This window comes from Sphingobacterium siyangense (assembly GCF_007830445.1).
Taxonomy (GTDB): domain Bacteria; phylum Bacteroidota; class Bacteroidia; order Sphingobacteriales; family Sphingobacteriaceae; genus Sphingobacterium; species Sphingobacterium siyangense.
This window is the reverse complement of record NZ_VLKR01000001.1, coordinates 366,450-392,939: the sequence shown is the minus strand read 5'-3', so window position 1 is coordinate 392,939 and position 26,490 is coordinate 366,450. Positions and strand designations below refer to the sequence as shown.

At 41.7% G+C, this 26,490-nt stretch carries 24 protein-coding genes and 3 tRNA genes; 9 read left to right on the top strand and 18 right to left on the bottom strand.

All coding sequences use genetic code 11. From position 1 onward, the window contains the following. Nucleotides 1-133: 133 nt before the first annotated feature. Genes IQ31_RS01750 through IQ31_RS01735 form a run of 4 tightly spaced genes read right to left on the bottom strand, consistent with a single transcriptional unit; the run spans nt 134 to nt 3,233 of the window. A complete protein-coding gene (locus IQ31_RS01750) occupies nt 134-805 on the bottom strand; it encodes a diacylglycerol/polyprenol kinase family protein (protein WP_145326919.1) in 672 nt (223 codons plus the stop codon). Nucleotides 806-815: 10 nt separating this feature from the next. Then, the gene (locus tag IQ31_RS01745) at nt 816-1,526 is read right to left on the bottom strand and encodes a phosphatidate cytidylyltransferase (RefSeq protein ID WP_145326918.1); all 711 of its coding nucleotides are present in this window, start codon (nt 1,524-1,526) and stop codon (nt 816-818) included. Nucleotides 1,527-1,528: 2 nt separating this feature from the next. Then, nucleotides 1,529-2,110, bottom strand: coding sequence for a CDP-alcohol phosphatidyltransferase family protein (locus IQ31_RS01740; RefSeq protein ID WP_145326917.1), 582 nt, complete (start codon nt 2,108-2,110; stop codon nt 1,529-1,531). 1 nt (nt 2,111) lies between these two features. Continuing rightward, nucleotides 2,112-3,233, bottom strand: a complete 1,122-nt coding sequence (locus tag IQ31_RS01735; protein WP_145326916.1) for a hydroxymethylglutaryl-CoA reductase — start codon at nt 3,231-3,233, stop codon at nt 2,112-2,114. A gap of 126 nt (nt 3,234-3,359) precedes the next feature. Between IQ31_RS01735 and IQ31_RS01730 the strand changes: the two genes are divergently transcribed. Beyond that, nucleotides 3,360-4,313 carry a hypothetical protein gene (locus IQ31_RS01730; RefSeq protein ID WP_145326915.1) on the top strand — a complete coding sequence of 318 codons (954 nt, stop codon included), beginning with the start codon at nt 3,360-3,362 and terminating at the stop codon, nt 4,311-4,313. 141 nt (nt 4,314-4,454) lie between these two features. Then, a complete protein-coding gene (locus IQ31_RS01725; RefSeq protein WP_145326914.1) occupies nt 4,455-5,051 on the top strand; it encodes an FMN-dependent NADH-azoreductase in 597 nt (198 codons plus the stop codon). Nucleotides 5,052-5,139: 88 nt separating this feature from the next. On the opposite strand, the gene IQ31_RS01720 is transcribed toward IQ31_RS01725, so the two are convergent. The 13 genes from IQ31_RS01720 to pfkA all read right to left on the bottom strand — a co-directional run bounded on the left by IQ31_RS01720 (nt 5,140) and on the right by pfkA (nt 13,807). Then, nucleotides 5,140-6,375, bottom strand: coding sequence for an RNA polymerase sigma factor (locus tag IQ31_RS01720; protein ID WP_235032732.1), 1,236 nt, complete (start codon nt 6,373-6,375; stop codon nt 5,140-5,142). 5 nt (nt 6,376-6,380) lie between these two features. Continuing rightward, nucleotides 6,381-6,719 carry a YciI family protein gene (locus IQ31_RS01715; protein WP_145326913.1) on the bottom strand — a complete coding sequence of 113 codons (339 nt, stop codon included), beginning with the start codon at nt 6,717-6,719 and terminating at the stop codon, nt 6,381-6,383. 164 nt (nt 6,720-6,883) lie between these two features. Then, the gene (locus tag IQ31_RS01710) at nt 6,884-7,792 is read right to left on the bottom strand and encodes an SMP-30/gluconolactonase/LRE family protein (RefSeq protein WP_145326912.1); all 909 of its coding nucleotides are present in this window, start codon (nt 7,790-7,792) and stop codon (nt 6,884-6,886) included. A 13-nt stretch (nt 7,793-7,805) separates the two neighbouring features. Beyond that, nucleotides 7,806-8,909, bottom strand: coding sequence for an ACR3 family arsenite efflux transporter (gene arsB, locus IQ31_RS01705; RefSeq protein WP_145326911.1), 1,104 nt, complete (start codon nt 8,907-8,909; stop codon nt 7,806-7,808). Nucleotides 8,910-8,931: 22 nt separating this feature from the next. Next, complete coding sequence (locus tag IQ31_RS01700) at nt 8,932-9,351, bottom strand: arsenate reductase ArsC (protein ID WP_075992911.1); 420 nt, start codon at nt 9,349-9,351, stop codon at nt 8,932-8,934. Nucleotides 9,352-9,366: 15 nt separating this feature from the next. Further along, nucleotides 9,367-9,936, bottom strand: a complete 570-nt coding sequence (locus IQ31_RS01695; protein ID WP_145326910.1) for a DUF6428 family protein — start codon at nt 9,934-9,936, stop codon at nt 9,367-9,369. Between the two features lie 38 nt (nt 9,937-9,974). Then, nucleotides 9,975-10,304, bottom strand: a complete 330-nt coding sequence (locus IQ31_RS01690) for an ArsR/SmtB family transcription factor (protein WP_075992909.1) — start codon at nt 10,302-10,304, stop codon at nt 9,975-9,977. Nucleotides 10,305-10,493: 189 nt separating this feature from the next. Next, nucleotides 10,494-10,578, bottom strand: a tRNA-Leu gene (locus IQ31_RS01685). Between the two features lie 5 nt (nt 10,579-10,583). Beyond that, nucleotides 10,584-10,656, bottom strand: a tRNA-Gly gene (locus IQ31_RS01680). A gap of 50 nt (nt 10,657-10,706) precedes the next feature. Continuing rightward, nucleotides 10,707-10,782 (bottom strand) — tRNA-Phe (locus IQ31_RS01675). Nucleotides 10,783-10,957: 175 nt separating this feature from the next. Next, nucleotides 10,958-11,956, bottom strand: coding sequence for a type I glyceraldehyde-3-phosphate dehydrogenase (gap, locus tag IQ31_RS01670; protein ID WP_070561154.1), 999 nt, complete (start codon nt 11,954-11,956; stop codon nt 10,958-10,960). Nucleotides 11,957-11,960: 4 nt separating this feature from the next. Next, a complete protein-coding gene (locus tag IQ31_RS01665) occupies nt 11,961-12,812 on the bottom strand; it encodes a hypothetical protein (RefSeq protein WP_075992907.1) in 852 nt (283 codons plus the stop codon). A gap of 17 nt (nt 12,813-12,829) precedes the next feature. Beyond that, nucleotides 12,830-13,807, bottom strand: a complete 978-nt coding sequence (pfkA, locus tag IQ31_RS01660; protein WP_075994837.1) for a 6-phosphofructokinase — start codon at nt 13,805-13,807, stop codon at nt 12,830-12,832. Nucleotides 13,808-13,992: 185 nt separating this feature from the next. On the opposite strand from pfkA, the gene IQ31_RS01655 reads away from it, so the two are divergent. From IQ31_RS01655 to IQ31_RS01625, 7 genes are all read left to right on the top strand, one after another. Next, the gene (locus IQ31_RS01655; RefSeq protein WP_075992906.1) at nt 13,993-14,664 is read left to right on the top strand and encodes an NUDIX hydrolase; all 672 of its coding nucleotides are present in this window, start codon (nt 13,993-13,995) and stop codon (nt 14,662-14,664) included. Between the two features lie 255 nt (nt 14,665-14,919). Beyond that, nucleotides 14,920-15,519 carry a TetR/AcrR family transcriptional regulator gene (locus IQ31_RS01650; protein WP_115049042.1) on the top strand — a complete coding sequence of 200 codons (600 nt, stop codon included), beginning with the start codon at nt 14,920-14,922 and terminating at the stop codon, nt 15,517-15,519. A 28-nt stretch (nt 15,520-15,547) separates the two neighbouring features. After that, the gene (locus IQ31_RS01645; protein WP_145326909.1) at nt 15,548-16,864 is read left to right on the top strand and encodes a TolC family protein; all 1,317 of its coding nucleotides are present in this window, start codon (nt 15,548-15,550) and stop codon (nt 16,862-16,864) included. A gap of 14 nt (nt 16,865-16,878) precedes the next feature. Further along, nucleotides 16,879-17,934: an efflux RND transporter periplasmic adaptor subunit gene (locus tag IQ31_RS01640; protein ID WP_145326908.1), complete on the top strand. Its 1,056-nt coding sequence runs from the start codon at nt 16,879-16,881 to the stop codon at nt 17,932-17,934. Nucleotides 17,935-17,998: 64 nt separating this feature from the next. Further along, complete coding sequence (locus IQ31_RS01635) at nt 17,999-21,181, top strand: efflux RND transporter permease subunit (protein ID WP_145326907.1); 3,183 nt, start codon at nt 17,999-18,001, stop codon at nt 21,179-21,181. 150 nt (nt 21,182-21,331) lie between these two features. Continuing rightward, entirely contained in the window at nt 21,332-23,173 is a 1,842-nt protein-coding gene (gene glmS, locus IQ31_RS01630) for a glutamine--fructose-6-phosphate transaminase (isomerizing) (RefSeq protein WP_145326906.1), read from the top strand. A gap of 8 nt (nt 23,174-23,181) precedes the next feature. Further along, nucleotides 23,182-25,362 (top strand): DUF4954 family protein, encoded by a 2,181-nt coding sequence (locus IQ31_RS01625; protein ID WP_145326905.1) that lies wholly within the window; start codon nt 23,182-23,184, stop codon nt 25,360-25,362. Nucleotides 25,363-25,528: 166 nt separating this feature from the next. On the opposite strand, the gene IQ31_RS01620 is transcribed toward IQ31_RS01625, so the two are convergent. Continuing rightward, a complete protein-coding gene (locus IQ31_RS01620; RefSeq protein WP_145326904.1) occupies nt 25,529-26,095 on the bottom strand; it encodes a helix-turn-helix domain-containing protein in 567 nt (188 codons plus the stop codon). Nucleotides 26,096-26,490 lie beyond the last annotated feature (395 nt).

Here is a 26,490-nt window from a genome sequence, read left to right as displayed (position 1 = left end):
TGAGAATGAAAAAAACAATAACTTTTAAAGGAGTTGATTTCATATAGATCTAACAATGATAGCATAAATATAGCCAAAGAATTCGTATTCAATAACTTTGCAAACGAAATTAAGATTTCTGGACTGTTCGTTATCAGGGAAATAGAATATACAGACTGAGCATGCTACTGACCGGAATGCTTATATTGTCGTAACCGTCTTTGCTACATGCTTCGGCTATGGTCACGACGAGAGCCAGGGTACATATCATGGTGATTTCGCTCATGTGCAGGCTTGGCTCTTGCATATAGTGTCCAATTACAATCACGGTAATCAAAGCGCATACAAAGAACACTGCGGACCCTAGTAGTGTTTTTCGCGCACCGAATAGGCGGTAAGAACCATAAGGCCATTTTTTGCCAGATAATGCTGCCATCGGATCACATATTGCCAAGGTGAGCAAGGGCAAATAATAAAAAATAGACCCTTTGTCCAACAATACCTGTGCGAGAAAGCAAAGATAGACTGCCGCAGGATAGGCCAGGCTACCGACAGATTTTCGGTCGATTGCATGGATAGATTTCAATAAATCGAACTTGATGGACAGCAATAAAATCAAAGTGAACAATCCGCATAGGATGAAAACAGACCAGTGGCTGCTGATCAAAATCGGAAATGACATGCAGATTATCCCCGTACCTACATGGACGAGTTTTCGGGTAAACTCAGCTTTGACCTTAAACTGTTGATACAATAGTTCAGCAAGTCCGAATAGCAGCAAGAAAAGGGTGCCTAATAGGAGCATGTTCTCTAAATCGTTTTTCATGATGTTGTTTTTAAAGATAAATTAGTCCGTACATGGCTCCGCTGAATATAAAGCTGTCAAATCGATCCAGTATTCCGCCATGCCCTGGAATGAGGGTGCCGTAATCTTTAATTTGACAGCTTCGTTTGTACCACGAAGCCAATAGATCGCCCAGCAATGCGGAAAAGCAAATAAAAAGGGCGGTCTTTAAAGTTTGCGTGATGGACAGGTCGATGGATGGAAAGAGGAAAAGGCTGGTGCCAGTGGCAATGACCAAAGCGCCAATTAGACCTTCAACAGTTTTATTGGGACTAACCGAGGGAATAAGTTTTCTTTTGCCGAATAATTGACCGCAGAGCTGGCTGAATCCATCAAAAATCACCACCATAAAATACATAAAACAAACCTTTTCTGTCGATGCCCTATGCCCGAAGTTTATAAACGCCGCTATAAGAGCGAGATAAAGGACCACTACAGGACATAAGAATAGCAGCGGTCGTTCTGAATTTAGGTGGGCCTTGACAATTTCGTAAAAACCGACTATTCCAATGCAAATAGCCAAAAGTCTGACATAGTCCGTATAAATGGAAAAAAAGACAAGGATTAAAATCAGAAAGTAAAAACCCAGTTTTAACCAGCGTTCTCTGGCTTGCGCAACTTGACTATTCTTATTGAGATAGCCTGTGACCAATGCCCCGATGCCAAAAAATAACAACACTATATTCGCCATCAATACATACATAATCAAGCTTTTTTTTGTAATTGGATAAGGAATATACTTTTCAGATTGGATTGCAGCTTCGGGAGAATAATCACGAGGACCAATTCTTCCAGGTAGGCCAAATAACTTACGGTTAGCATCAGGTGGAAATAAAAACTGTTAAATCCGAATACAAAATAGCTAAAGATAAATATGCCCTGGAGATAGCCCGTTAATTTATAGGACCATAAATGGAAGCTGGGAAAGCGTTTAAATCGGATAAGAGCATAGATCTGGGGAACAATCCACAGGGCAATAAGTAGGATAAATTCGATTTTATAGGCCATTACAAATTCTTTTTCCAATGTTATCATCCCGATGAATGCCATGAGGTATGTTCCGATATCTGCGATCGAATCTATTTTGGCGCCAAATTCCGTCTGAAGGTTAAATAGCCTGGCGATTAATCCATCGAGGATATCGCTAATCAGGTTGATGGACAGCAATAGGATAAAGAGATCCCTGTCTGCCGTTAAAAGGGCATAGCTGATAAAGGGTAATGCCAGTATGCGGTAGGCGGAAAGTGCATTGGGCACATTCCATCTGTTTTCTTTTTTAGTTTCCATTTTATAGTGATTTTTTTCTGCCTAATTTTTGATGTGCCTGTGTAAAATGACCTGCCGAAAGGGCCGCGGCAATAGATAATTCTCCTGCGAGTGCAAGGGCTGCAGCTATTTCGGCATATTTTATGGCCTTCCCTTCGCCATAACAGTCCATCATTTCCAGGCACTCTCTTTGGGTCGGAAGTGCTGTTCCACCACCGATAGTGCCGACAATAAGATTGGGTAAAGTCACGGCTGCATAGAGTGATCCGTCTTTATTCTGCTCCATTCGCGTGATACCCGTTGCCGCTTCGGCGACACAGGCGACATCCTGACCTGTTGCCAAAAACAAAGCGGCCAATCCATTGGCATAATGCCCCTGTGCACCTATAGCTCCACTTTGGATAACACCCATGGTGGACGTACGCCAATAGCGATCCATCAGCTCGGCTGAAGTTTTAAGGATTTCGGACACGATGTTGGCCGGTAATGTTATTTCAGCTGTTACCTTTTTACCCCTGACATGATTGAAAGCCGCGGCGGTCGCTTTTTTGTCTCCCGAGCTGTTTCCCTCAATAAACCAGTGACTTGGCTTAATAGGACAAGAGTCAATCATAAACCGGCAGATGGCCTCTGTGCAGATGGTAACCATATTCTGGCCGGCCGCATCGGCAGTGAAATATTCAAAGGATATGGTTAAATGGTTGCCTTCAATCTGTATGCGGGTATCGGTTAACTTAGCAAATCTGCTTGTGCGTTTGACGATTTCCTGAAAGTTTTCTTTCTCTGCGAGGAACCAGGAAACAAAAAGACTTAAATCCTTGATGTTCTCAAATTTGAATACGGGGCTTCTCTGAACCCCTTCTTGCAGACAGATCGATGTAATCCCGCCAGCGAGCAAACAGGCTTTAGATCCGCGGTGATAGGATGCAACCAATGCACCCTCAGTTGTGGCAAGGGGAATATGGTAATTTCCGTTGGCTGAAGTGCCATGAACTTTAAGGGGGCTGATGACCCCTGTAGGGATTTGACTCATGCCGATGAAGTTTTCAATGTTGCCATGGAAGAGCGATGGCGATAGACGGGTGTCTGTCAAGATCGGGAATCGGCTTGCGAATTCCTCTTGTTTATTTAATACGGTTTTCATAGCTGGCTTTTAATAAAATAAATGTGTATTGTCTTCCAAAGTTATTGTGATAATCGCAGTTAAAATTGTGGGAAACAATAATATAAATTTTTATTTTTGTGATTATCGCAAAAAAATAGTTGGCTTATGTATCAGGAAAAGTTGATTCAGGAAATACAGCGAAAAATTGATCCCTCGAAATCTCTTATTGAGGTGATTGCAGACGCGCTTGATATTAGTTATGATGCGGCGCACCGCAGAATTTCAATGAAGAGCAAATTTTCAATAGGAGAGACGGTGCAGCTTGCAAATCGCTTTTCAATTTCTTTGGATAAGCTATTTCAGCAAAGTGATCACATCTTAGTAAAAAAAACAGCGGAAATCCAGTCCTTTAATGATCTTTCAAATTATCTGGAGCATTCGTTTAAATCGTTAACGGAGTTTGAACCCAATCTTCAGACTTACCTGTATTACTCGGCAAAGGATATTCCGATCTTTTATACCATCAATACAGGGCTTTTGTCTATATTCAAAAAATATGTATGGCTCAATTTATTGAGTCCAGACGGTTTGGAGTTGTCTTTCGAATCTTTTTTGTCGAAAACACCCATCGATAGTAGGGGGCAGAAGCTTTACGATTATTATTCGTCCATCCGGGTGAAAGAGATCTGGAATGATACCACAATTAACAGTACACTCCAGCAGATCATCTATTTTTCCCAGGCCGGCTTACTGACCGCCGAAAACGGAAAGATGCTCTGTGAGCAGCTTAAAGAACTGCTGTTTTCACTGGAGAAAAGTTGTGTGCCAAACAATGACCAGTACCAGCTGTACTACCATGAGCTATTGATTTTAAACAATAATGTCCTTGTTGGAAATAACGACAGAAAGTCATTATTCGTTCCGCATACGATGCTGGGCTATTTCATTACCAATGATAAAGACAGCTGTCGACACGCTTTCAATTTCTATCAGCATCAGCTCAAAAATTCCAGGTTGTTAAATACGGCCGGAACACGGGACAAGAAAATGTTTTTTAACAAAGTTTACCAAAAGATTGATCGCTATAAGGCACAGGTAAGTGCGGATAATGGAATGTAAGAAGAGAGCGCGATTGGTACATCGTTAAGGTTGAATTGGGTAATCGGAACGAGAGTGATGTTCGGATTGGGTGTTATTTCGAAGAATGGAGTGTCCCCTTTTGTTTTTCTTGGTCGTTAAGTCGTAAAATAGTTAAAACGAATGAAGACCATTTTACACATTACATCAAGTGCAAGAGCAGACAGCTCCTATAGCACAAATTTGGGCAAAGAAATTATCGATCGTATCAGAAAAAAATACGGCTCAATCTCCGTGATCACATGGGATCTGGTTGATACACCTCCGCCTTTGTATACCCATGAGATGGTTCAGGGATTTTATACTCCAGTAGATACGCCAGATTATTGTTCGATTAAGTCATTGGCCTATGCGAATGATTTAATTGAGCGAATTAATGCGGCAGACATGCTCGTCATCAGTACGCCAATGCATAATTTCGGCATTTCTGCGCACCTTAAAGCATGGATCGATCAACTGGTTCGTTTTGGTGTTACCTATACGTATGATGGCACGGGTAATCGTGTTGGACTTATCGCGGATAAAGATGTCTATTTGGCTATTGCTTCCGGTGGAACGCAAAGTTCATCGCCGGTACAAGACTACATCGCGGATTATTTAACTGCTGTCTTCCGAACATATGTTGGGATAACGAAAATCCAGACTTATCGGATAGAAGGTACGGCCTTCCCTAATTTTTCACCCGATTACAACGCGATATTGGCTGACTTTCCACACTAAGGTCAAAACAAGGGAATAAAGCTGATACCTTAACCGTTGTTTTTAGCCCAGATCCCAAGTCTTTTGCTTTGGGATCTGGTATCGATTATCACCGGATTGCAAGGATTTGTTTTTGGTAAACATCCTGTTCAGTTAATGAAGAAGCTAAATTCAGCGCTTTAGTGTAGTTATCAATTGCTTCGGCTTGGTCAAGATCCCGATAGAGGTAGCCCAGTAATCCAAAATAATGGGACATTTTAATGAGATTAAGCTTTTTTGTTTCCTCGATACCCGCCTCCGCCCCATAGACCTTGGCATAGGCAAATGCCCGGTTGAGGGCCGTCACAGGCGAGTATTCGATCAGAATCAACTGATTATAAAATTTTAAAATGTATTCCCATTTCGATTGGTTATCCACCACGGTGTGCCAATAAGCGATGGCTGCTTCGATATGGTATTTGGAGGTTTCCTGCGTATCGGTCGCCTGTACCATATAGAAATTACCTTGATCGATCATATCGCTATCCCATTGTTGCACATCCTGTTGTTCAAAAAGTACGATTGCCCCATCCTTATCCATTCGGGCATCAAGCCGCGAGCTTTGGTAACACATCAACGCTATTAAAGCGTTGGTCTGTGGCAGGTTGGTTGTTTCATGTGCTGTCAATAGGAGAGCTAATCGTATGGCCTCCATGCATAGTTCTTTTCGAATGATGTGATTTTCATGTTGAGCATAATATCCTTCGTTGAAAAGAAGATATATCGTTTTCAATACTGCGGCTAGGCGAGCGCTTATTTGGCTATCGGATAATTCTTTTAGTTCAAATTTGCTATCCCTTAAGGCTGTTTTTGCTCTAAATATGCGCTTCTTAATGGTTTCTTTATTTGTGAGCAGCGCCTGGGCGACCTCTAGGATACTAAATCCGCATAAGATCTGCAATGCTAAACTAATCTGTCCCGCTATGGGTATTATCGGGTCACAGATGGCAAATAGCATCGCCAATTGGCTGTCGCTAATGGTACGTTGGTCTATGTCGTCTGGCAGCGTCTTTTTATTCAGTTCCTTTAAGATATTGTCTTTGACTTTAAGTTCAAAGACAGCCTTATGTTTAAAGTAATCTTTTACCTTGTTTTTGGCGACAGTGTAGAGCCAGGCCTGTGGGTTTGCTGGGATGCCGGTAATCGGCCAGACTTCCGAAGCTTTTAAAAATGTATCGCTCGCAATATCTTCCGCAAGCTGGATGTCGGACAATCCAAAATGACGGCATAATACAGCCGTCATTTTGGAATATAGGTCGCGAAACAGACCTGGTATCAACTCAGCTGTTGATGTAGGCTTTTCCAACGGAATTAGGATTTTAGGAGCTCACGCACTTCAATACTTCCTCCAATTTTAAATATTGGATTCTGTTTGGCAATTTCTACAGCTTCATCAATGTTTTCGGTCCGCACCACAATAAAGCCACTGACGTATTCCTTTAATTCGGTAAAGGGGCCGTCGGTAACTACTTGATCAGCGGATATATGTCGTCCACTGTCGATCGTCGGTAAAAGTGTTTTTCCCTTATCCACCAATTTTTCCTGAGCAGCGATACTGGCCAGCCAGTTCATACGCTCCTGCATTTGTGCTGGAGAAGGCTTGAAATCAGCGCTGGCCTTTAGTCTGAAGATTAGCATAAATTCTTTCATCGTTTTTAAATTTTAGTATTTACCATCAAACGATCGAGCATTACAAAAGGGGACATCTGTGCTGATAATTGAAAAAAATAACATTGGAAACAGTCCATTTTAAAATGCTGCGGTGTATGGCAAGTTACGAAATATCAGGTGATTGTTTTTTTCTTTCTTTGGTATTAATCCACTCCCTGGGTATGCATGGGGATCCTATAGATGGCTGTTGAAGCGGTGATAAATAAAACCGTACGATCTTTACCTCCAAAACAGACATTGGATGTCCATGGTTCATTTACTTCAATATGGCCGATCAGCAGGCCTTTCGGACTATAAATAAAAACGCCTTTGCCTGTCAGATAAATATTTCCGTGATGGTCCAATGTCATCCCGTCAGATCCCTGATCGATAAGCGCTGTCTGTCCGCTGAGCTTGCCGTCAGATTCAATGGTGTACCTGTACGTTTTATTCCGTTCGATATCTGCGACATAGAGGTATCTTCCATCGGGCGAGCCGACAATGCCGTTCGGTTTGCTTACATCATCAGCTACTACGATGGGTTTTTTCGCTTTTCCTGGCGGAAGGTAGTAGACTTTTTGCCCCGCTATTTCTGGCTTTTTCCGGGTCCAATAATCGCGCAGATAAAAGGGGTCTGTAAAGTAGATGCCACCTTTCTTGTCTGCCCAAAGGTCATTTGGACCATTCAGTTTCCTTCCGTCGATAGCTGTCAGCAGGACGGTAACCTGACCATCTTTGCTGATTGACCAGATTTCGTTCTTTTCGTCGGCACAGGCAAGGAGCTGACCCTGATGGTTAAAGTACAATCCATTTGCGCGGCCTGCAGAATCTTTAAAAAGCGAAAGTTGCCCTTTGGTGCTATATTTCCAGATTTTGTTATTGGGCTGGTCGGTAAAATAGATGTCCCCGGCCTTGTCCACTGCCGGCCCTTCGGTAAAGGCAAACTGTCGGGCTATTAATTTTAGGCTGTCCTGATGAAACAACTGTGCGCTGAGATCTAAGCCATTTAAGGAGAAGAGTACGGACAGCAAGAGTGTAGGCCAGTGCCTGCGAGAATGAGCTGAATGGAACATATCAACTAATTTATCAATTTTCCGGGAATAAATAATTTTCTTGGGCTACCACCTGGCCTTTGTAATATTTCTTTCTTAACCAGAAAGCTACATTGACTAAGGCAATCAATGCGGGTACTTCCACGAGCGGACCGATGACGCCGGCAAATGCCTGGCCACTGTTGATGCCGAAGACGCCAATAGCAACTGCAATAGCTAACTCAAAATTATTACCAGAAGCTGTAAAGGAAATGGCTGCATTTTTGGAATAATCTGCGCCCATTCGTTTACCGATAAAAAAGCTCACCAGGAACATAATGGCAAAATAGATCACCAAAGGACCCGCAATTCTGACAACGTCCATAGGAATCTGAACGATCAGTTCACCTTTCAGGCTGAACATGACTACAATTGTAAATAATAATGCGATTAAGGTGATGGGAGAGATCAGCGGCACAAATTTGCTTTGGAACCATTCTTCTCCATTTAACTTAATCAGGCCATAACGGCTGATTATGCCCATTGCAAAGGGAATACCCAAATAAATTCCGACACTTTCCGCAATCTGACCGATCGAAATATTGACATCAAGACCTTTCATCCCAAATACTTGAGGCAGAACGGTGATAAAGATATAAGCATAGACACTGTACAATAAAACCTGAAAAATGCTATTGAGGGCGATGAGTCCTGCAGCATACTCGCGGTTTCCTTCCGCTAGCTCATTCCATACAACGACCATTGCAATGCAGCGGGCTAGCCCGATAAGAATAAGGCCGATCATATATTCGGGATAGCCCCGAAGAAATACAATCGCCAGGATAAACATTAAAATAGGCCCTATGATCCAGTTCAGGAGTAGGGAAGTCCCCAGTATCTTTGTGTCCTTAAATACGTTGCCCATATTTTCATATTTCACCTTGGCAAGTGGTGGATACATCATCAGGATCAGGCCAATGGCAAGTGGAATATTGGTGGTGCCGCTCGAGAAAGAATTGATAAAATCAGATGAAGACGGGAAAAGGAATCCAATAGATACTCCGATTGCCATCGCCAGGAAAATCCATAAGGTAAGGTATCGGTCGAGGAAACTCAGTTTTTTCCTTTCATGTGCTGGGGCGCAGTTGTTGGCTGACATATTTTTTTGTTAGTGGGTATGTTTATTTATCGAGATTTTCCGCTACAAATTCAGCACTGTATGTTTTGATAAGATCACGTACCCTTCTGAATTCATTCATAACTTCTTCCTCCGTCCCGGTAGCTTTTGCCGGGTCTGGGAAATTGTAATGTAGTTTTTTAGCCCTTGAAGGAAAATATGGACAACTCTCTTTGGCATTATCACAGACCGTAATTACATAGTCAAAGTCTATTGCCGCATACTCATTGACATGATTAGAGGTGTGGGATGAGATATCAATGCCGGCTTCAGCCATAACCTGAATGGCTTTAGGGTTAACGCCATGCGTTTCTATACCGGCGCTATAAACCTCGGCTCGGCTACCTGCGAAATGTCTTAAAAATCCTTCTGCAATTTGGCTGCGGCAACTGTTGCCGGTGCAGAGTACCAATATTTTTTCCATTTTTTAATGTTTTGATTAGCAGCAGCCGCCACCAGGTTTACAAACGGGGCCATCAGCAGCCAGATTAACCATTTCCAGCTTTACAGGTTCGGCTTTAGCAACGGGTGCGCAGCATTCTTCTCCAGCTGACGTGTTGCCACAGCTTCCTCCACGGTTAATGGCTTTGCACTGGGTATAATCTGGAGTAAGGTTAACGATTAAATCTTGTCCGGACACGGTAAAATTACCCGGATACATTTGGCGTGTATCGAACTGCGAGTTGCCAAATTCAATTTTTACAATAGCATTGGGATTAAGCGGCAATTTCTTTTCAACGATATCCACGATAGACATCGCTTTACTTGCTTGCATTGCACGGCCTTCTTCTGTTTCCCTTGGTTCCCATAGTTGGACAATGATTTCAGTCCAGGAGTTCATTACGCCACCACAATCGACGGATATGATCGGAGCCTGTTTGATTTCTGTAATATGGTAGGAGGGATCTACCCATTTACCTTCTGCATATTCAAATTGTAAAATTTGATTCGGGTTTTGCTGGAGCTGCGTTTTAAACGTTTCCCAGTTGATAAATGCGGAGTTGTTCATGTTATATTGCAATTTAACGATTAATTGATGTAAATTTTTTAGCAACAGTTTGTGTTCTCTTTATAAGAGTCAAAGAAAGCTGCCAGGTTTGTTTTCAATAATTTCCAGGCTTTAGGTTCAATGCAATAGCATACCCGTACACCTTCAATGGTGCCCTGGATAATACCCGCATTCTTCAATTCTTTAAGGTGCTGGGAAATTGTTGGCTGTGCCAATCCTAGTTCCTCAACCAGATCACCACAGATACACGAATTTGCACGGATGATAGATTGAAGGATCGCAATACGAGCAGGATGGCCCAACGCTTTGAGCATTGTAGCGAGCTGATTCTGCTCTTCTGTGAATATTTCTGTCTTAGTAAGTCCCATAATGTTATTGCAATATTACGATTAATTTTTTTGAAATCCCAAATTGGCAACATAAAAATTATGCTACGATGATATTAATCGTAGTATTGCGCTCAAATCGAACTCGAAATGGCCTAATATTAAATTTGGAGCAAAGGGTTATATTGGTATAAAAAAAAAGAGACAACCGATATTCGGCGTCTCTTTTTGTACCTAGGGCGGGAATCGAACCCGCACTCCCTTAACGGGAACAGGATTTTAAGTCCTGCGTGTCTACCAGTTCCACCACCTAGGCAGGTGAGCGAAAAACGAGATTCGAACTCGCGACCCCAACCTTGGCAAGGTTGTGCTCTACCAGCTGAGCTATTTTCGCATTGGAATTATTATTCTTTCAATCTGTCAGAACCTTGCGTTCTTCCTTTTTGGTGGTGCCAGCTGGATTCGAACCAGCGACACAAGGATTTTCAGTCCTTTGCTCTACCAACTGAGCTATGGCACCTTTTCAATTTAGCTGTCTGCCTTATTGATGATGCAAATATAGACGGATTATTTGAATTACGAAAGCTAAAAGCGCTTTTTTTTGCGTTTAAACGCCAACCTGCTGATTTTTAAGGAAAAAAAATAAGGGGCTATTCTACACGAATAGCCCCTTTATAGGATATTGGTCGAGTTGATTAAGACAATTTACCAACTTCTAATACCAAGTCAACGATTTTGTTTGAATATCCCCATTCGTTGTCATACCAAGATACAACTTTAACGAAGTTATCATTCAATGAAATTCCTGCTTTTGCATCGAAGATTGATGTACGTGCATCACCTAAGAAATCTGAAGAAACAACTTCGTCTTCAGTATAACCTAAGATACCTTTCAATTCACCTTCAGAAGCTTCTTTCATTGCAGTTTTGATTTCTTCATATGAAGCACCTTTGTTCAAACGTACTGTTAAGTCAACAACTGAAACGTCTGCTGTAGGAACGCGCAATGACATACCTGTCAATTTACCTTTCAATTCTGGAAGAACCAAACCTACTGCTTTAGCAGCACCTGTAGATGAAGGGATGATGTTTTGGTATGCACCACGACCACCTCTCCAGTCTTTTACTGAAGGACCGTCTACAGTTTTTTGTGTTGCGGTAACCGCATGTACTGTTGTCATCAAACCTTCAACGATACCAAATTTATCGTTTAATACTTTAGCGATAGGTGCTAAACAGTTTGTTGTACATGAAGCGTTTGAAACGATGTGTTGATCAGCTTTCAATTCTTTGTGGTTTACACCCATTACGAAAGTAGGGGTGTCGTCTTTCGCTGGAGCAGACATCACTACTTTTTTAGCACCTGCATCGATGTGTTTTTGAGCCAACTCTTGAGTCAAGAAGAAACCTGTAGATTCGATGATTACTTCAGCACCTACTTCATTCCATTTCAAGTTTGCCGGATCTTTCTCAGCTGTAACACGGATAGTTTTTCCGTTAACAACCAAATTACCGTCTTTTACTTCTACAGAACCGTCAAATTTGCCATGTGTTGAATCATATTTCAACATATAAGCCATATAATCTGGTTCAACTAAGTCATTGATACCAACAATTTCAATTTCTGGACGATTGATAGCCGCTCTAAATGCTAAACGACCAATACGGCCAAATCCGTTAATTCCAATTTTCATATTCTTAATTTTTATTGATATAATATTTAATTAAATTATGTATCGGTTCTTTTACAACAGTACCAATACTGATATTAAATTCGTCTGTGGCAACTTCCCGAAGCAAGTGCTCATAATTAAACGCTACTGAACCCGTAAAGTTTACGTCACTGTCCGGATATTCTTTCATTAAGGGCTTGATGTAGGTTTTTATAAACGTACGAAGCCCATTTTTAACCAATTGACTAATGAATAGATGATCCTTATTTTCGAGGACAAAGTCTGTAAATGAATTCAGAAAATTTGTCGGTTGTGGGGAAATATACACCCTTTCCAAAATGGTTTTCTTATCGATGTTAAATTCTCTTTCCAGTTTGTCCCGCAGATCAACAGGTAAGGTATCCGTCATGTAATGTTTGAGCAGCTGCTGGCTATTCCAGTTTGTCGCCCCCTCATCGGCCAGAATATAACCTAGACCATAGTTATTGTCAATGATTTTTTTCCCTGTATAATAAGCTGCATTTGATCCACTCCCAATGATGCCAATAATTCCTCTTTCGTCGCCGAAAGTGGAAATTGCCGAAGCAATGACATCATGATCAACCCGTACGCGCGCATTGACGAAAAAACGTTCGAGGACGTTTTTTATTTTATCTTTACGTTCCTTCGACGAAGATCCCGCTCCGAAAAAATAGATCCGTCTGATTTTTTCGGCGTTGTTGATCAGGTTGGTGTTTTTATGCAAATGCTGTAGTATGGAGCGCTCATCCTGAAGATAAGGATTGATCCCGTTCATGCGGAACCCCGTAGTGATCCGCCCCTTGTCGGCCAACCGCCAGTCTGAAAATCGAGATCCACTATATACTACTGCTATCATGTCTGTTCAAATTACGATTATAAAATCTCAGCCATTTCCAATAAATCAGGGCTAAGTTTAATTTCCTTATTGCTGATTGCTTCTTCAATTGGAGTTGTCTTGATTTCATTACCACGAAGCCCAACAGTAACTCGTGTGTTTCCGGCCAATAATTCATTGACCGCAGCAAAGCCCAATCTACTCGCAAGCACGCGGTCGAAACTCGTCGGAGAACCACCCCGTTGCAAATGCCCTAATATACTAACTTTCGTGTCGTAATGATCAAACTTTTCTTTTACTTTTTTTGCGACATAATAAGCACCACCATTTTGGTCGCCCTCTGCAACAATAACTATAGATGACGATTTCTTCTTAATGGCACCGTCTTCTAAATGACGGATTAGATCGTCAATGGCCGTTTCTTTCTCTGGAAGTAAAATGGCTTCGGCTCCGCCAGCAATACCGGCATTTAAGGCGATACAGCCTGAATCACGGCCCATCACTTCAACAAAGAAAAGACGTTCATGTGACGCCGCAGTATCTCTGATTTTATCAATAGCTTCAATGACTGTATTGTTGGCCGTATCATAACCGATGGTATAATCAGAACCGTAAAGGTCATTATCTATTGTACCAGGTATACCTATAATAGGTATCTCAAATTCTTTGGAGAAAAAATTAGCCCCTGTAAAGGTACCGTCACCACCAATGACCACCAAGGCATCTACACCGGCAGCGATCAGATTGTCATAGCCTTTTCGACGGCCTTCCGGCGTCTTAAACTCCATGCAACGCGCGGTTTTTAATATTGTACCACCACGTTGTATAATATTGCTGACCGAACGCGTATCCATTTCAATGAAATTTGCGTCGATCAAACCTTGGTATCCTTGATAAATACCCGTTACTTGCAATCCTTTATGTAATGCTGTTCGAACGACAGCACGAATACAGGCATTCATGCCAGGAGCATCACCTCCCGACGTCAATACACCTATTTTTTTAATTTCTTTTATCACACGCTATATTTTAGGTTTTACGAATATAAGATTTTTATAGTGTATATTCTACACTTTGAATAAATTTTTCAATATTTTTTTGCGCATCACGTTTAGGAAGCGTATAATTGTTACAGATAACCCGATGATTAGTAACCGCTAAATTTAGCTCAGTATATTGCACATAAATAAATTTAGAAGTTTTGTATAGTAATTTTACCGTTGACTGTGTCATATTAGGCTTTCACGAAGGAGAATTAAAAGTTCTTTTGGCCGAAAGAAATGAATATCCTTTTAAGGATTGGTGGGCATTGCCAGGTTTTTTCGTGGATAATGACGAAGAGATGGAAGATGCCGTAAAACGAATTCTGTATGAGAATACAGGTTTGAAAGATGTATTTATGGATCAGCTGCATTCCTTTGCCGGATTAAAACGGCATCCAAAGGGGCGCATTCTGACGGTGGCATATTACGCCCTCGTGCAGCTGGATAATACCAAATTGAAAACCAAACCTGTTACAAACTATATGAAGCAGGCCAAATGGTTCCCCGTTCGGAATGTACCTGAACTGGCCTTTGACCATAAGCAGATTTTGGACCTCTGTCTGGAGCGGTTGCAGCGCCGCCTTGCCTATAAGCCGATTGCTTTCGAGCTGCTGCCTGAAAAATTTACACTCACCCAGTTACAGCTGGTGTATGAGGGAATCTTGAATAAACCACTCGATAAACGCAATTTTAGAAAGAAAATGCAAAATTATGGCTTTCTAAAAGAGCTCGATGAAGTGCAGACTGGAGTAGCCTATCGTGCAGCAAGGCTCTATAAATTGGATAAACGAAAGTTTTTAAAACATTTTCAGAACACGGTCGCATTCTAATAGATCTGTTCGTATAATAAAAGGCAAACTTTCGAGTTTGCCTTTTTTTTTCTGAAAGTGTATGATCTTATTGGCCAGAAAGAACATTCAGTTTACTTTCATTGCTGTTGGTGCGGCGAAGTCATGAAGGTTTTGTTGTCAGGTTAATATCAAAATTATTACAATTTCAAAATTTATTTTGTATAACATGTTACTTTTTATATTTTTGAACAATTTTTGATAAAAGTCAGAAAGTAGAAAGGAGTTTTTTGAAGAATGGAAGATAGAAAAGATCAAATCATTCATGCGGCGATAAGACGCTTTATGCATTACGGTTTTAGTAAGACTACGATGAATGAAATTGCGGAGGATATAAAAATTACCAAAGCGAATTTGTATTACTATTATTCGGAAAAGAATGAACTTATACGGGATGTGATTGTGCGTTTGACGGATGAATATAGGGAAGAGGAGGAGAAGATGGTGGCTGTGCATGTGGGCACCACCTACGAGCTGATCATTAAAATTTTGGAACTGCGCGATGCATTTGTCCGGAAATACTATATGTTGCACATGAATGAAAATCTGGAATGGATCAAGGGACTTTCCATGCAGGATTTTTTCCAGTGCCTACACGACCGTGATGTGAAAGCCTTGTTTGAGATCCTTGAGATCGGTGCCGAAAAAGGTGAAATCGATGGGGAGCATCTCTATGAAACGGCCGAAATCTATGTGGAATTGATGAAAAGTTTATCCCTGATGTGCAATATCTCCGATATCATTTCGGGAATTCCTAATCAGGATCGTTTTGATGAAGTGCTGCAAAAGCAAAAGCTGGCTACCAAGCTCTTTTTTAATGGTATAAATAAAAAGTAGATATAAAATTAGGATAAATAAATTAGGAATGAAAACAATCAGAATACTAGCCAGCCTTTTATTAGGTACGATGGTTTTCCAGAGTCATGCACAGCAACAATTGAGCTTAAGTGATGCGATTAAATTTGCTTTGCAGAACAAAAAGGAAGCTAAAAAGGCAAAGTTAGATCTCGAAAACTCGCAATACCAGATTGATGAGGTTAGGGGGAGCGCGTTGCCACAAATTACAGCAAATGGTTCCTTAAAATACAATGTGTTAATTCCAGAAATGGTATTGGAAGCCGGTGGTCAGACTCAGAAAATTAAAATGGGACAACCCTGGAATTCTACAGCGGCCATTTCCTTAAATCAACAGCTTTTTAATCAATCGATCTTTACAGGCTTGAAAGCTGCTAAGACAACAAAAGAGTTTTACCAAATAAATGCGCAGTTAACAGATGAACAGGTGATCGAAAAAGTAGCAAATGCTTATTATGATATCTACCAAGAACATCTGAAACTTCAAACGATAGAAAATAATTTGCAAAGTACCACAAAAACGAAAGATGTGACGGAAGGACTTGTCAAAGCTGGACTTGCAAAAAAAATAGATTTAGATCGCTTGGTGGTTAATGTGAATAACCTAGAGGCACAAAAACAACAAACAACCAACGCTGTACAGATCAAAGAAAATGCATTGAAATTCGCAATCGGAAAGCCGATCGAGGAAGATATTGAATTATCTGGAGAGACGTTTGATATCAACGTAGCACTGGCGGTAGAATCGGATAATGTAGAAAATAGGACTGAGGTACAGTTGATGAAAAAGCAAATTGAGCTTTACGAACTGAACAAGAAATCGAAAGTTGCTGATCTATATCCTAAATTATCCTTAGGTGGAGATTTTGGTTTTAATGGATTTGGTAAAGGCTTTCCAATTGGTGGCGATTTTAGCTGGCCAAAGACCTCGAGCATAGGTTTAAATCTTTCGGTTCCAATCTTTACCGGAGGAACAACAAAAGCGAGAATCAACCAGGCCGATATTCAGATTAGACAAGCACAGGTTGATCTTGAGGATACCAAATTGGGCCTTAATCTGGCGAAAGAAAATGCCAAATCACAGATTAAGATTAGCTTGTTGACGATCGACAATAATCGCCGGAATGTTAAATTGGCCAAAGGTGTGCTAGATGATACCAAAAACAATTTTAACAATGGTTTAGCAACTTTAACAGAATTACTTGATGCTGAAAAAGCATTAGCTGATGCAGAAAATAATCTAAATACGAGTCTGTTGAACTATAAAGTAGCCGAAGTACAGATTATTAAGGCAAATGGCGAATTAAAATCACTAATTAAAGAATAATTGACTAATACAATATGAAACGCGGAATTATTACCTTACTTATTATTGCTGCTGGTCTAGCAGGAATATTTTTTGTGTTAAATAAAAATAAAAAGAAAAATGAGGCCGAAACTGCAGAGGTAGCAAAGAAAAATGTGGCTATTGCAGTGCGTATCGATACGGCAAAAGTATCTTCCATGGACTTACGCTATACGGCTAACGGAACATTTTCTCCGAAACAAGAAGTAACTGTTTCAGCTGAAACTGCAGGTAGAGTGGTGAAAGTATTGGTTGATGAAGGTTCTCATGTAAGTGCCGGACAGACTTTGGCGATCATCGAGGGCGATAAACTGAATGTGAACGTAGCGAATGCGCAGGCTGCATTTACCAATGCGCAGGCCGATCTGCATCGCTTTGAAAGTGCCTTCTCTACAGGTGGTGTAACCAAACAACAGTTAGACCAGGTGAAATTGCAATTTGAGAATGCGAAAAATAACTTAAAAGCGTCTAAATTGAATGCTGGCGATGTGACCATCAAAACTTCGGTTTCGGGTATCGTCAATGCACGTAAAATCGAACCGGGTACTTACCTAAATGTGGGCGCTGCAGCCTTCGATATTGTCAATGTTGCCACCTTGAAATTGCGTGTCAATGTGGACGAAAAGAATGTGGCTACCTTAAGGATCGGTCAATCTGTTGATGTGACAGCGAGTGTGTATGCAGACCAACGCTTTAACGGTAAAGTAACTTTTATTGCGCCTAAATCGGATGGCAGCTTAAACTTCCCGGTGGAAATCGAGGTAAATAATGCATCGAACCAATTGCGTGCTGGTATGTACGGTACAGCCATCTTCGGTGAAGGTGTTGCTAGCAATACGTTGATCGTACCTCGTAATGCCTTTGTGGGTAGTGTGAGCGACAACAAGATCTTTGTGCTGAAAAACGGTAAAGCCATCGAAACAAACGTCAAGTCAGGCAGAAACTTTGGTGATTACATCGAGATCTTAGGTGGTTTGCAAAATGGGGATCAAGTGATTGTTTCGGGTCAGATCAATCTATTTGACCAAAGCCCTGTAGAGATTATTAAATAGAGCATACTGTAATCGGTAGCAGATGGAACCTCGGTTGCATAGCTATTAAAAATAAATTATTCGAATGAAAATTACCGAAATATCGATAAAACGCCCCAGTATAATTATCGTATTATTTATAATACTGACATTAGGCGGGTTGTTTTCTTATACGCGATTGGGCTATGAATTGGTCCCTAAATTTGAAATTAACGTCATTACGGTACAGACGGTCTATCCGGGAGCTTCACCTGCAGAGGTGGAGAGTTCGGTGACCAAAAAAATAGAGGATGCCATTTCATCCTTGGAAAGTATCAAAAAGGTGGAGTCGACTTCCCTTGAAGGGGTATCGATTGTCATGATTACCCTCAACAACGGTGCGGATGTCAACTTCCTGCTTACGGATGCTCAACGGAAAATCAATGCCGTGATCAACGATCTGCCGGATGATGTAAAGACACCTTCACTCTCCAAATTCTCCCTGGATGATGTGGCCATCATGAGTTTGGCCGTCACGTCCAACTTATCGGAAAAAGAACTCTACGATCTTTTGGACAATAAAATCCAGCCGGTCTTTGCGCGGATCAATGGTGTTGCCAAAGTGGACCTGATCGGTGGTGAGGAACGGGAAATCCAGATCTCTGTAGACCCGAAGAAAATTGAAGGTTATGGACTGACAATTTCGCAGGTACAACAAATTGTAGCATCATCCAATCTCGATTTCCCGACAGGTAACGTCAGTACTCGTGATAACCGGACAACCATCCGTCTTTCGGGTAAAGTAACTTCGATCGAGGAGCTGCGTAACCTCCCGATCACAACGCCGGCAGGGGTGCAGATTTATCTGCGCGATATCGCCGATGTGCGGGATGGTATCAAAGAGATTGAAAAAGTAGCCCGCCTGGACCGTCAGAATACAATCTTATTGCAGGTCTTTAAACAGTCTGATGCAAATGCGGTAGCGGTGTCCGAAGCGGTCAAGAAAACCATTGCGGTACACGATAAAGACGGAAAAGTAATTTCTGGTGTAGAGAAGGATTATGCGGCACAGAATATTAAAATTCTGGTGGCCAATGACTCTTCAGAATTTACCTTGAATGCAGCTGATAACGTGATCCATGACTTAATGATTGCCATCGCATTGGTGGGCTTTATCATGTTGTTCTTCTTACAAAGTTTACGTAATGCGGCGATTACCATGGTGGCGATTCCTTTATCTTTGATTGCTACCTTTATTGGCTTGCTTTTGATGGGCTATACCTTAAACTTGATGTCTTTACTCGGTTTATCCCTGGTAGTAGGTATTCTTGTGGATGACGCGATCGTTGTTATCGAGAATATTCACCGCCACATGGAGATGGGTAAAAACAAGGTGCGTGCGGCCTATGATGGTGCTTCGGAAATCGGATTTACCGTAACGGCGATCACCTTGGTTATCGTGGTAGTGTTCCTGCCGATCGCGATGTCTACGGGTTTGGTGGCCAATATCCTGGCACAATTCTGTGTGACGGTAATCATCTCGACTTTATTATCCTTATTGGTGTCATTTACGGTAGTGCCTTGGTTATACTCGCGTTTCGGTAAATTGGAGCACTTGAGCAAAACTTCTTTCTTTGGTCGTATTATTCATGGTTTTGAAAGCGGTTTGAACAGCTTTACACATTGGGTTGCTGGATTGTTGACCTGGGCTTTAAAGAACGTCGGTACGAAATTGGCTACGTTGTTTTTGGCAATCGGTTTACTTGTTGCATCGTTTTTTTTGGTCGGTATGGGGTATATTGGTTCGGACTTCTTCCCGAGTATCGACCGTAAGGAGTTTTTCATCCAGTTGGAACTCGATAAAGATGCTTCCCTGGAGAAGACCAACTTGTTGACGCAAAAAGCGGAGGCTTATATTAAATCGAAACCTGATGTCAAAGAAATTATTACGACAGTGGGGCAGTCTTCGGACGGTATGGCTTCAACAACGGGTTCGCGTTATAAATCGGAGATCCACGTGATCCTCGACAAGGAAAATTTTGAGGGTAACTCACAGGTGTATTCAGCGACGCTGAAGCGTGAACTGGAAAATAAACTGATCGGTGCAAAAATCAAAACCGTCAACGTGGGTATCATGGGAGCGGAGCAGGCACCATTGAAGCTGACCATTATCGGTGCTTCTGTCGAAGATGCACAGGAATTTGCAGAGAAGGCGGCAGATCAATTACGTAAGATTCCTGGGGCAGCGGGTGTCAAATTGACTTCTGAAGCGGGTAACCCTGAGATTAATGTGAAGATCGACCGTGATAAAATGACCTCTTTGGGACTGAATGTCTCTACTGTGGGGATGACAATGCAGACGGCATTTTCAGGAAATACGGATAACAAATACAGAGCGGGTGATAACGAGTACGATATCAATATCCGCTATGCGGAAAATGGTCGTGCCAATATCGACAACGTACGTGATCTGAAATTTATCAATAATCAGGGTGCCTCTATTTCTTTGGATCAATTTGCCAATGTAACTTTTGGTTCGGGACCTACGTTGTTGGAACGTCGCGACAAGTCGCCGGCAGTATCCATTCAGGGACAGGCAATCGGTAGACCAATGGGTACCGTAGCGCAAGAGTGGCAGGCACAGTTTGAAAAACTGCCGCGTAAACCGGGTATCGTCTTTATCTGGGGTGGTAATATGGAAAACCAAACCGAAGGTTTTGGTACTTTGGGTATTGCCTTATTGGCATCTATTATCCTAGTATACTTGGTAATGGTTGCTTTATACGATAGTTTTATCACACCATTTGTGGTCTTGTTTTCGATTCCATTGTCGTTTATCGGAGCCCTATTGTTCTTGGCGCTGGGAAATCAGACCTTGAATATCTTTACGATTTTGGGTATCATCATGTTGATTGGTCTGGTGGCCAAAAATGCGATCATGCTGGTTGACTTTGCCAACCATCGTAAGGAAGCTGGCGATAATACACACGATGCGTTGGTGGCAGCCAATCACGCGCGTCTTCGTCCGATTTTGATGACGACAATTGCCATGGTATTTGGTATGATTCCTATCGCAATCGCTACTGGAGACGGTGCCGATATGAATAGAGGTCTGGCGATCGTTATCATTGGTGGTTTGTTATCTTCTTTATTTTTAACCTTGGTTGTTGTACCGGTGGTGTACTCCATATTTGACAGTCTTCAACGTCGTTTTGGAAAGAAAGAAAAGACAAATTATGAAGCCTTGATGAAGGAAGATTATGACCATGTCGACGTGGCAGAACATTAAAAAATAATACATTTTACAATAGAAAAAGGCGGCTAATAAAACATTAGCCGCCTTTTTTGTGTTAATTTTAGGTTAATCAATCGATTGCGTAAATATTTTTTATTACATTGCGGCGCATTAACAAAATATACACTTAAAATTGAGACATACATGTGTGGAATTGTAGGATACACAGGTTATCGTCAGGCGTATGGTATCGTCATTGACGGATTACAAAAGTTAGAATACCGTGGTTATGACAGTGCTGGAGTGGCATTGCATAAAGGTGAGCAGATCGATGTTTACAAAAAAACAGGTAAAGTCGCAAACTTGGAAGAGTTTGTGTACGGAAAAGATCTACAGTCGACCACAGGGATAGGCCACACCCGTTGGGCTACCCATGGTGAACCTTCTGATCGGAATGCACATCCGCATTATTCCAATAGCCGACGCATCTCGATGATTCATAATGGCATCATTGAAAACTATGCTTCCTTAAAATCAGAATTAATCAATAAAGGTTATACGTTTAAAAGTGATACCGATACAGAGGTTCTGGTCAACTTTATCGAAGAAATCCAATTGCAGAATGAATGCTCGTTAGAAGAAGCGATCCGTATTGCTTTAAAACGGGTCGTCGGGGCCTATGTGATCCTCGTATTGGAAGCTGGTCATCCGGATCGTATTATTGCAGCACGTAAGGGAAGTCCTTTGGTAATTGGTATCGGTAAAAATGAGCATTTTTTGGGTTCAGATGCTTCCCCGATGTTAGCGTATACCAAAGAAGTTGTTTACATCAATGACTATGAACTGGCCATTATCACACCGGAGGAGTTGATCCTTAAAAATTTGGGTAATGAGCGCATCACACCTTATGTCCAAAAATTGGATCTGGAACTGTCAGCTATTGAAAAAGGAGGCTTTGATCACTTTATGTTGAAAGAGATCTTTGAGCAACCGCAAACGATCTTTGACTCCATGCGTGGACGTTTGGATCTGCAATCTCATCAGATTACACTCAGCGGCATTGAAAAATTTGCCAATGAGATCAGCAATACCAATCGCATTGTAATTGTTGCCTGCGGTACCAGCTGGCATGCCGGACTTATTGCAGAATATGTTATTGAGGAATTGTGCCGCATAAATGTAGAAGTTGAATATGCATCGGAATTCCGCTACCGTAATCCGGTTATTCATCCAGGAGATGTGATCCTGGCGATTTCCCAAAGTGGTGAAACGGCTGATACATTGGTTGCGTTGGAAAATGCAAAAAAACAGGGTGCTATTATATTGGGTGTGGTCAATGTTGTTGGATCTTCTATCGCCCGACTTTCGGATGCAGGTGCCTATACCCATGCTGGACCAGAAATCGGCGTAGCAAGTACAAAAGCATTTACAGCACAGTTGACTGTATTGAATCTGATTGCCTTAAAGATTGCTTCTTTGAGAGGCTCCATCAGTGAAGAGCGTTATCAAAAACTCGCAAAGGAATTAAATGAAGTGCCTGAAAAGGTGGAGTGGATTTTGGATACGCAAGTTGATAAAATTAAAACCATTGCCAAAAAGTACAAAGATGCCCGCGACTTTCTTTTCTTGGGTAGGGGATATAATTTCCCGGTTGCTCTGGAAGGTGCGCTTAAACTCAAGGAAATTTCCTATATCCATGCCGAAGGTTACCCTGCAGCAGAGATGAAACATGGACCGATCGCATTGGTTGATGAGAACTTGCCTGTTGTTTTTATCGCTACAAAAGATGCTTATCACGAGAAGATTGTTTCAAATATTCAGGAGATCAAAGCACGTAAGGGAAAGATCATATCGGTGGTTACCAAGGGCGATACCGTTTCTGAAAATCTATCCGATGATTTTATGGAAATTCCGGAGGCCGATGAGATTATTGCGCCATTGATTTCGGTTGTACCATTGCAACTGCTATCGTATTATATTGGTGTAGAACTCGGATTGGATGTGGACAAACCACGTAACCTGGCGAAGTCGGTAACTGTAGAGTAAGGAGGCCTATGAGTGTATTGAAGAAGAAACCTTTGGAACAGCTGGGCTATGGATTTATCCCAGATGAATTTATTCCAGCAGGACAAGATGAATATACCCTGCGCTTTCAGCAAAACCCGCGTAATGACTACCGCGATCTGACGGAAACGGAGATTCAACAGTTGATTCATAACGGTAACTGGTCAAGCGACTGGGCCAAGGTCAAAGTATCGGCAGTCTTCGATCCGAATCAGGTGCAGCACTGTAAGTTCTACGGTCTGGTCCGTATCGGCAATTTGAGTCCGAGTTACCTGGATTACCGCAATTTGCAGCTGCCCATTGGCCTGTACCATTCGACGATCATCAGCTCGGACTTTGGTGACGATGTTGCTGTTCATTATGTGGGCTACTTGTCCTACTTTATTGTTGGTAATGAAGTGCTGTTGAGCCAGATCAAGGAAATGGAGACCGGTAGTACAGCCAAGTTTGGTAATGGCATCCTCCGTGACGGTGAAGAGTCGGAGAAACGGATCGAGCTGGAGCTCTGCAACGAAAATGGTGCCCGCTCGGTTTACCCTTTTGATGGCATGCAGGCTGCAGATGTATACCTTTGGACCCGCAATCGGCATGATCATGCTTTACAGCAGCGATTTGGAGAACTGACGGATCAAAAATTTGGAAGTCAACGCGGCTATTACAGCCAAATTGGCGACCGTTGTGTCATCAAAAATACGTTAACGATCAAGAATGTCAAGATTGGGACTGATGTTTATATCAAAGGGGTCAGTAAGCTGAAAAATGTAACCGTCAATTCCTCACAGGAATCGTATACACAGATCGGTGAGGGTTGTGAGCTTGTTAATGGAATTATTGGCTATGGCTGTCGTATATTTTACGGCGTTAAAGCTGTACGTTTTATCCTGGCTTCCTATTCGCAGTTGAAATATGGCGCGCGCCTGATCAACTCTTATTTGGGAGACAACTCGACAATTTCCTGTTGTGAAGTATTAAATTCCTTGATTTTTCCAGCACATGAACAGCACCATAACAACTCGTTTTTATGTGCGGCATTGGTGATGGGCCAAAGTAATATGGCTGCTGGAGCAACCGTAGGATCTAATCACAACTCCAGAGCTGCGGACGGTGAAATTATTGCGGGACGTGGTTTTTGGCCTGGACTCTGTGTGAGCCTAAAACACAACTCCAGGTTTGCATCGTATTGCCTTATTGTAAAAGGGGATTTTCTGCATGAACTGGATATCAAGTTGCCTTTTACCTTAGTGAGCAATGACGTACAACATGATCAACTGGTCTTGATTCCGGGGTATTGGTTTATGTACAATATGTATGCTTTGGTACGGAATGCCAATAAGTATGCGGCGCGGGACAATCGACATTTTAAAAACCAATATTTTGAATACGATATGTTGGCACCGGATACGGTGAATGAAATGTTTGAAGGGATGGATATGCTGGCCTTGGCCGTGGCAGATAGTCTCCACACTGCAGTTGGGAAGGATAAGCACGAACGTATTGTTGCGGGCCGGGCACTGCTTGCCAACAACATGGACCTAAAAGATCAGACAATTGTGCTGCAAGGAGCCGAAAATTCACGAAGACCGACTGTTATTCAGAAGGTTGGCGAGGCTTATCATTTATATCGTTCGTTTATTAAATACTATGGTGTACTGCACCTGATGGATGCGCTCGAGGAAGGCCTGTCACTGCAGGATATTATTGAAGCCTTATCGGGTAGATCGCGTACGAGCTGGGAAAATATAGGTGGACAGCTGATCGAAAGCAATGCCCTGCAAACTTTCCTAGATGACGTCAAATCAAAAAAAATAGATTCATGGGATGGTATTCATGAATTCTATCACGATAAAAGTAAAGCATACCCCTTAGATAAACGTGAACATGCACTCTTGTCTTTAATAGAAATCTTAAATTTGGAAGGTATGGTTTTATCAACAGATAAAATTGTATCTTTGTTGGATCAGGCGCTTGGACACCGGATCTGGATTGGTGAACAGATTTATAAATCCCGTGCCAAAGACTACAAAAATCAGTTCAAAAACATGGTTTATGCCAATGATGAAGAGCGTGATATTGTGGTAGGAAAACTGGAGGAAAATTCTTTTATCAATCAACAACAAAAAGAATTAGAGATATTTAAGATAAGGGTTGCTAATTTGAAAGGGCAATTTTAAAAGAAAGGCTTCCGCTCGGAAGCCTTTTCTTTTTTTTTGAACCACGGATTAACGGTCTTGACAGTTGGTAATGTCCCAAAAGTGGTTTTGTAGATTCTTTTTCTGCGATAGCCAGAAGCGGTCAAACTTTGATTTCTTCCTGCGCTGTGAAGCGCATCGCAGGTCCTTAGTCGTTGATCTTATCAAGTGGTTTGCGTTTATTGTCTTTGATTTGCTTAAAGTGGCTTGGCGTCAATCCGGTTACTTTTTTGAATTGATTGCTTAAATAAGCAACACTGGAGTAATTGAGTTTATAGGCAATTTCACTCAAGGTAAGTTCATCGTAAACCAATAACTCTTTGACATATTCAATTTTCTGGCCGATGAAGTATTTTTCGATGGTTATGCCTTCAACATCCGAAAAAAGATTGGAGATGTAGTTGTAATCATGGTGCACTTTCGTGCTGATGATTTCGGAAAGATTAAGGGGGGTGTCGTTATGTTGATTACGGATAAGATCCAATACGACATGTTTTACCTGTTCGATGATGACGGTTCTTTTATCGTCAATCAATTCAAAACCAAGTGCCGAAAAATTTGAGGCAAGTTGCTTGCTCTCCGCTTTGCTCAGCTCTTCTTCAATCTCAACCTGGCCCAAAGAAATATGCTTAACATGGAGATTGAGCTTAGCCAATTCATTTTCAACAACCATAATGCATCTATTGCATACCATATTCTTTATTGCAAGTTTCATATCTAAATTATTACTGATTTAAGTCTGCATCCAATGGTATTTATGAATGCTTCGCATGTTGTCTTTTAGAGGTCCTATGGAATATCCTGTTGATTTTGTGCAGGTGTATTTAATTCTTGGATGCCGTGCATGCTGTGATGTGGTCATCGGTATTTGTGTTTATCACATTGGATATTCCATCGGAATTATTTTAAATACAAGTTACTAATGTAAACTCAAAAATCGATAATTTATTAGACATGGGGTTGTAATATTTAGGGTTTATCTTGTAGTATTTTGAAAACGAGGTATAGGGTAAAATAGGGGGAACGGCTAAGCGGCCAGCGGATGAGCGTAATGGACGGGCCATTCGGCGCTTTAGCCTTCAGGTCGTTAGGGGTGTGTTCCAGCCAAGA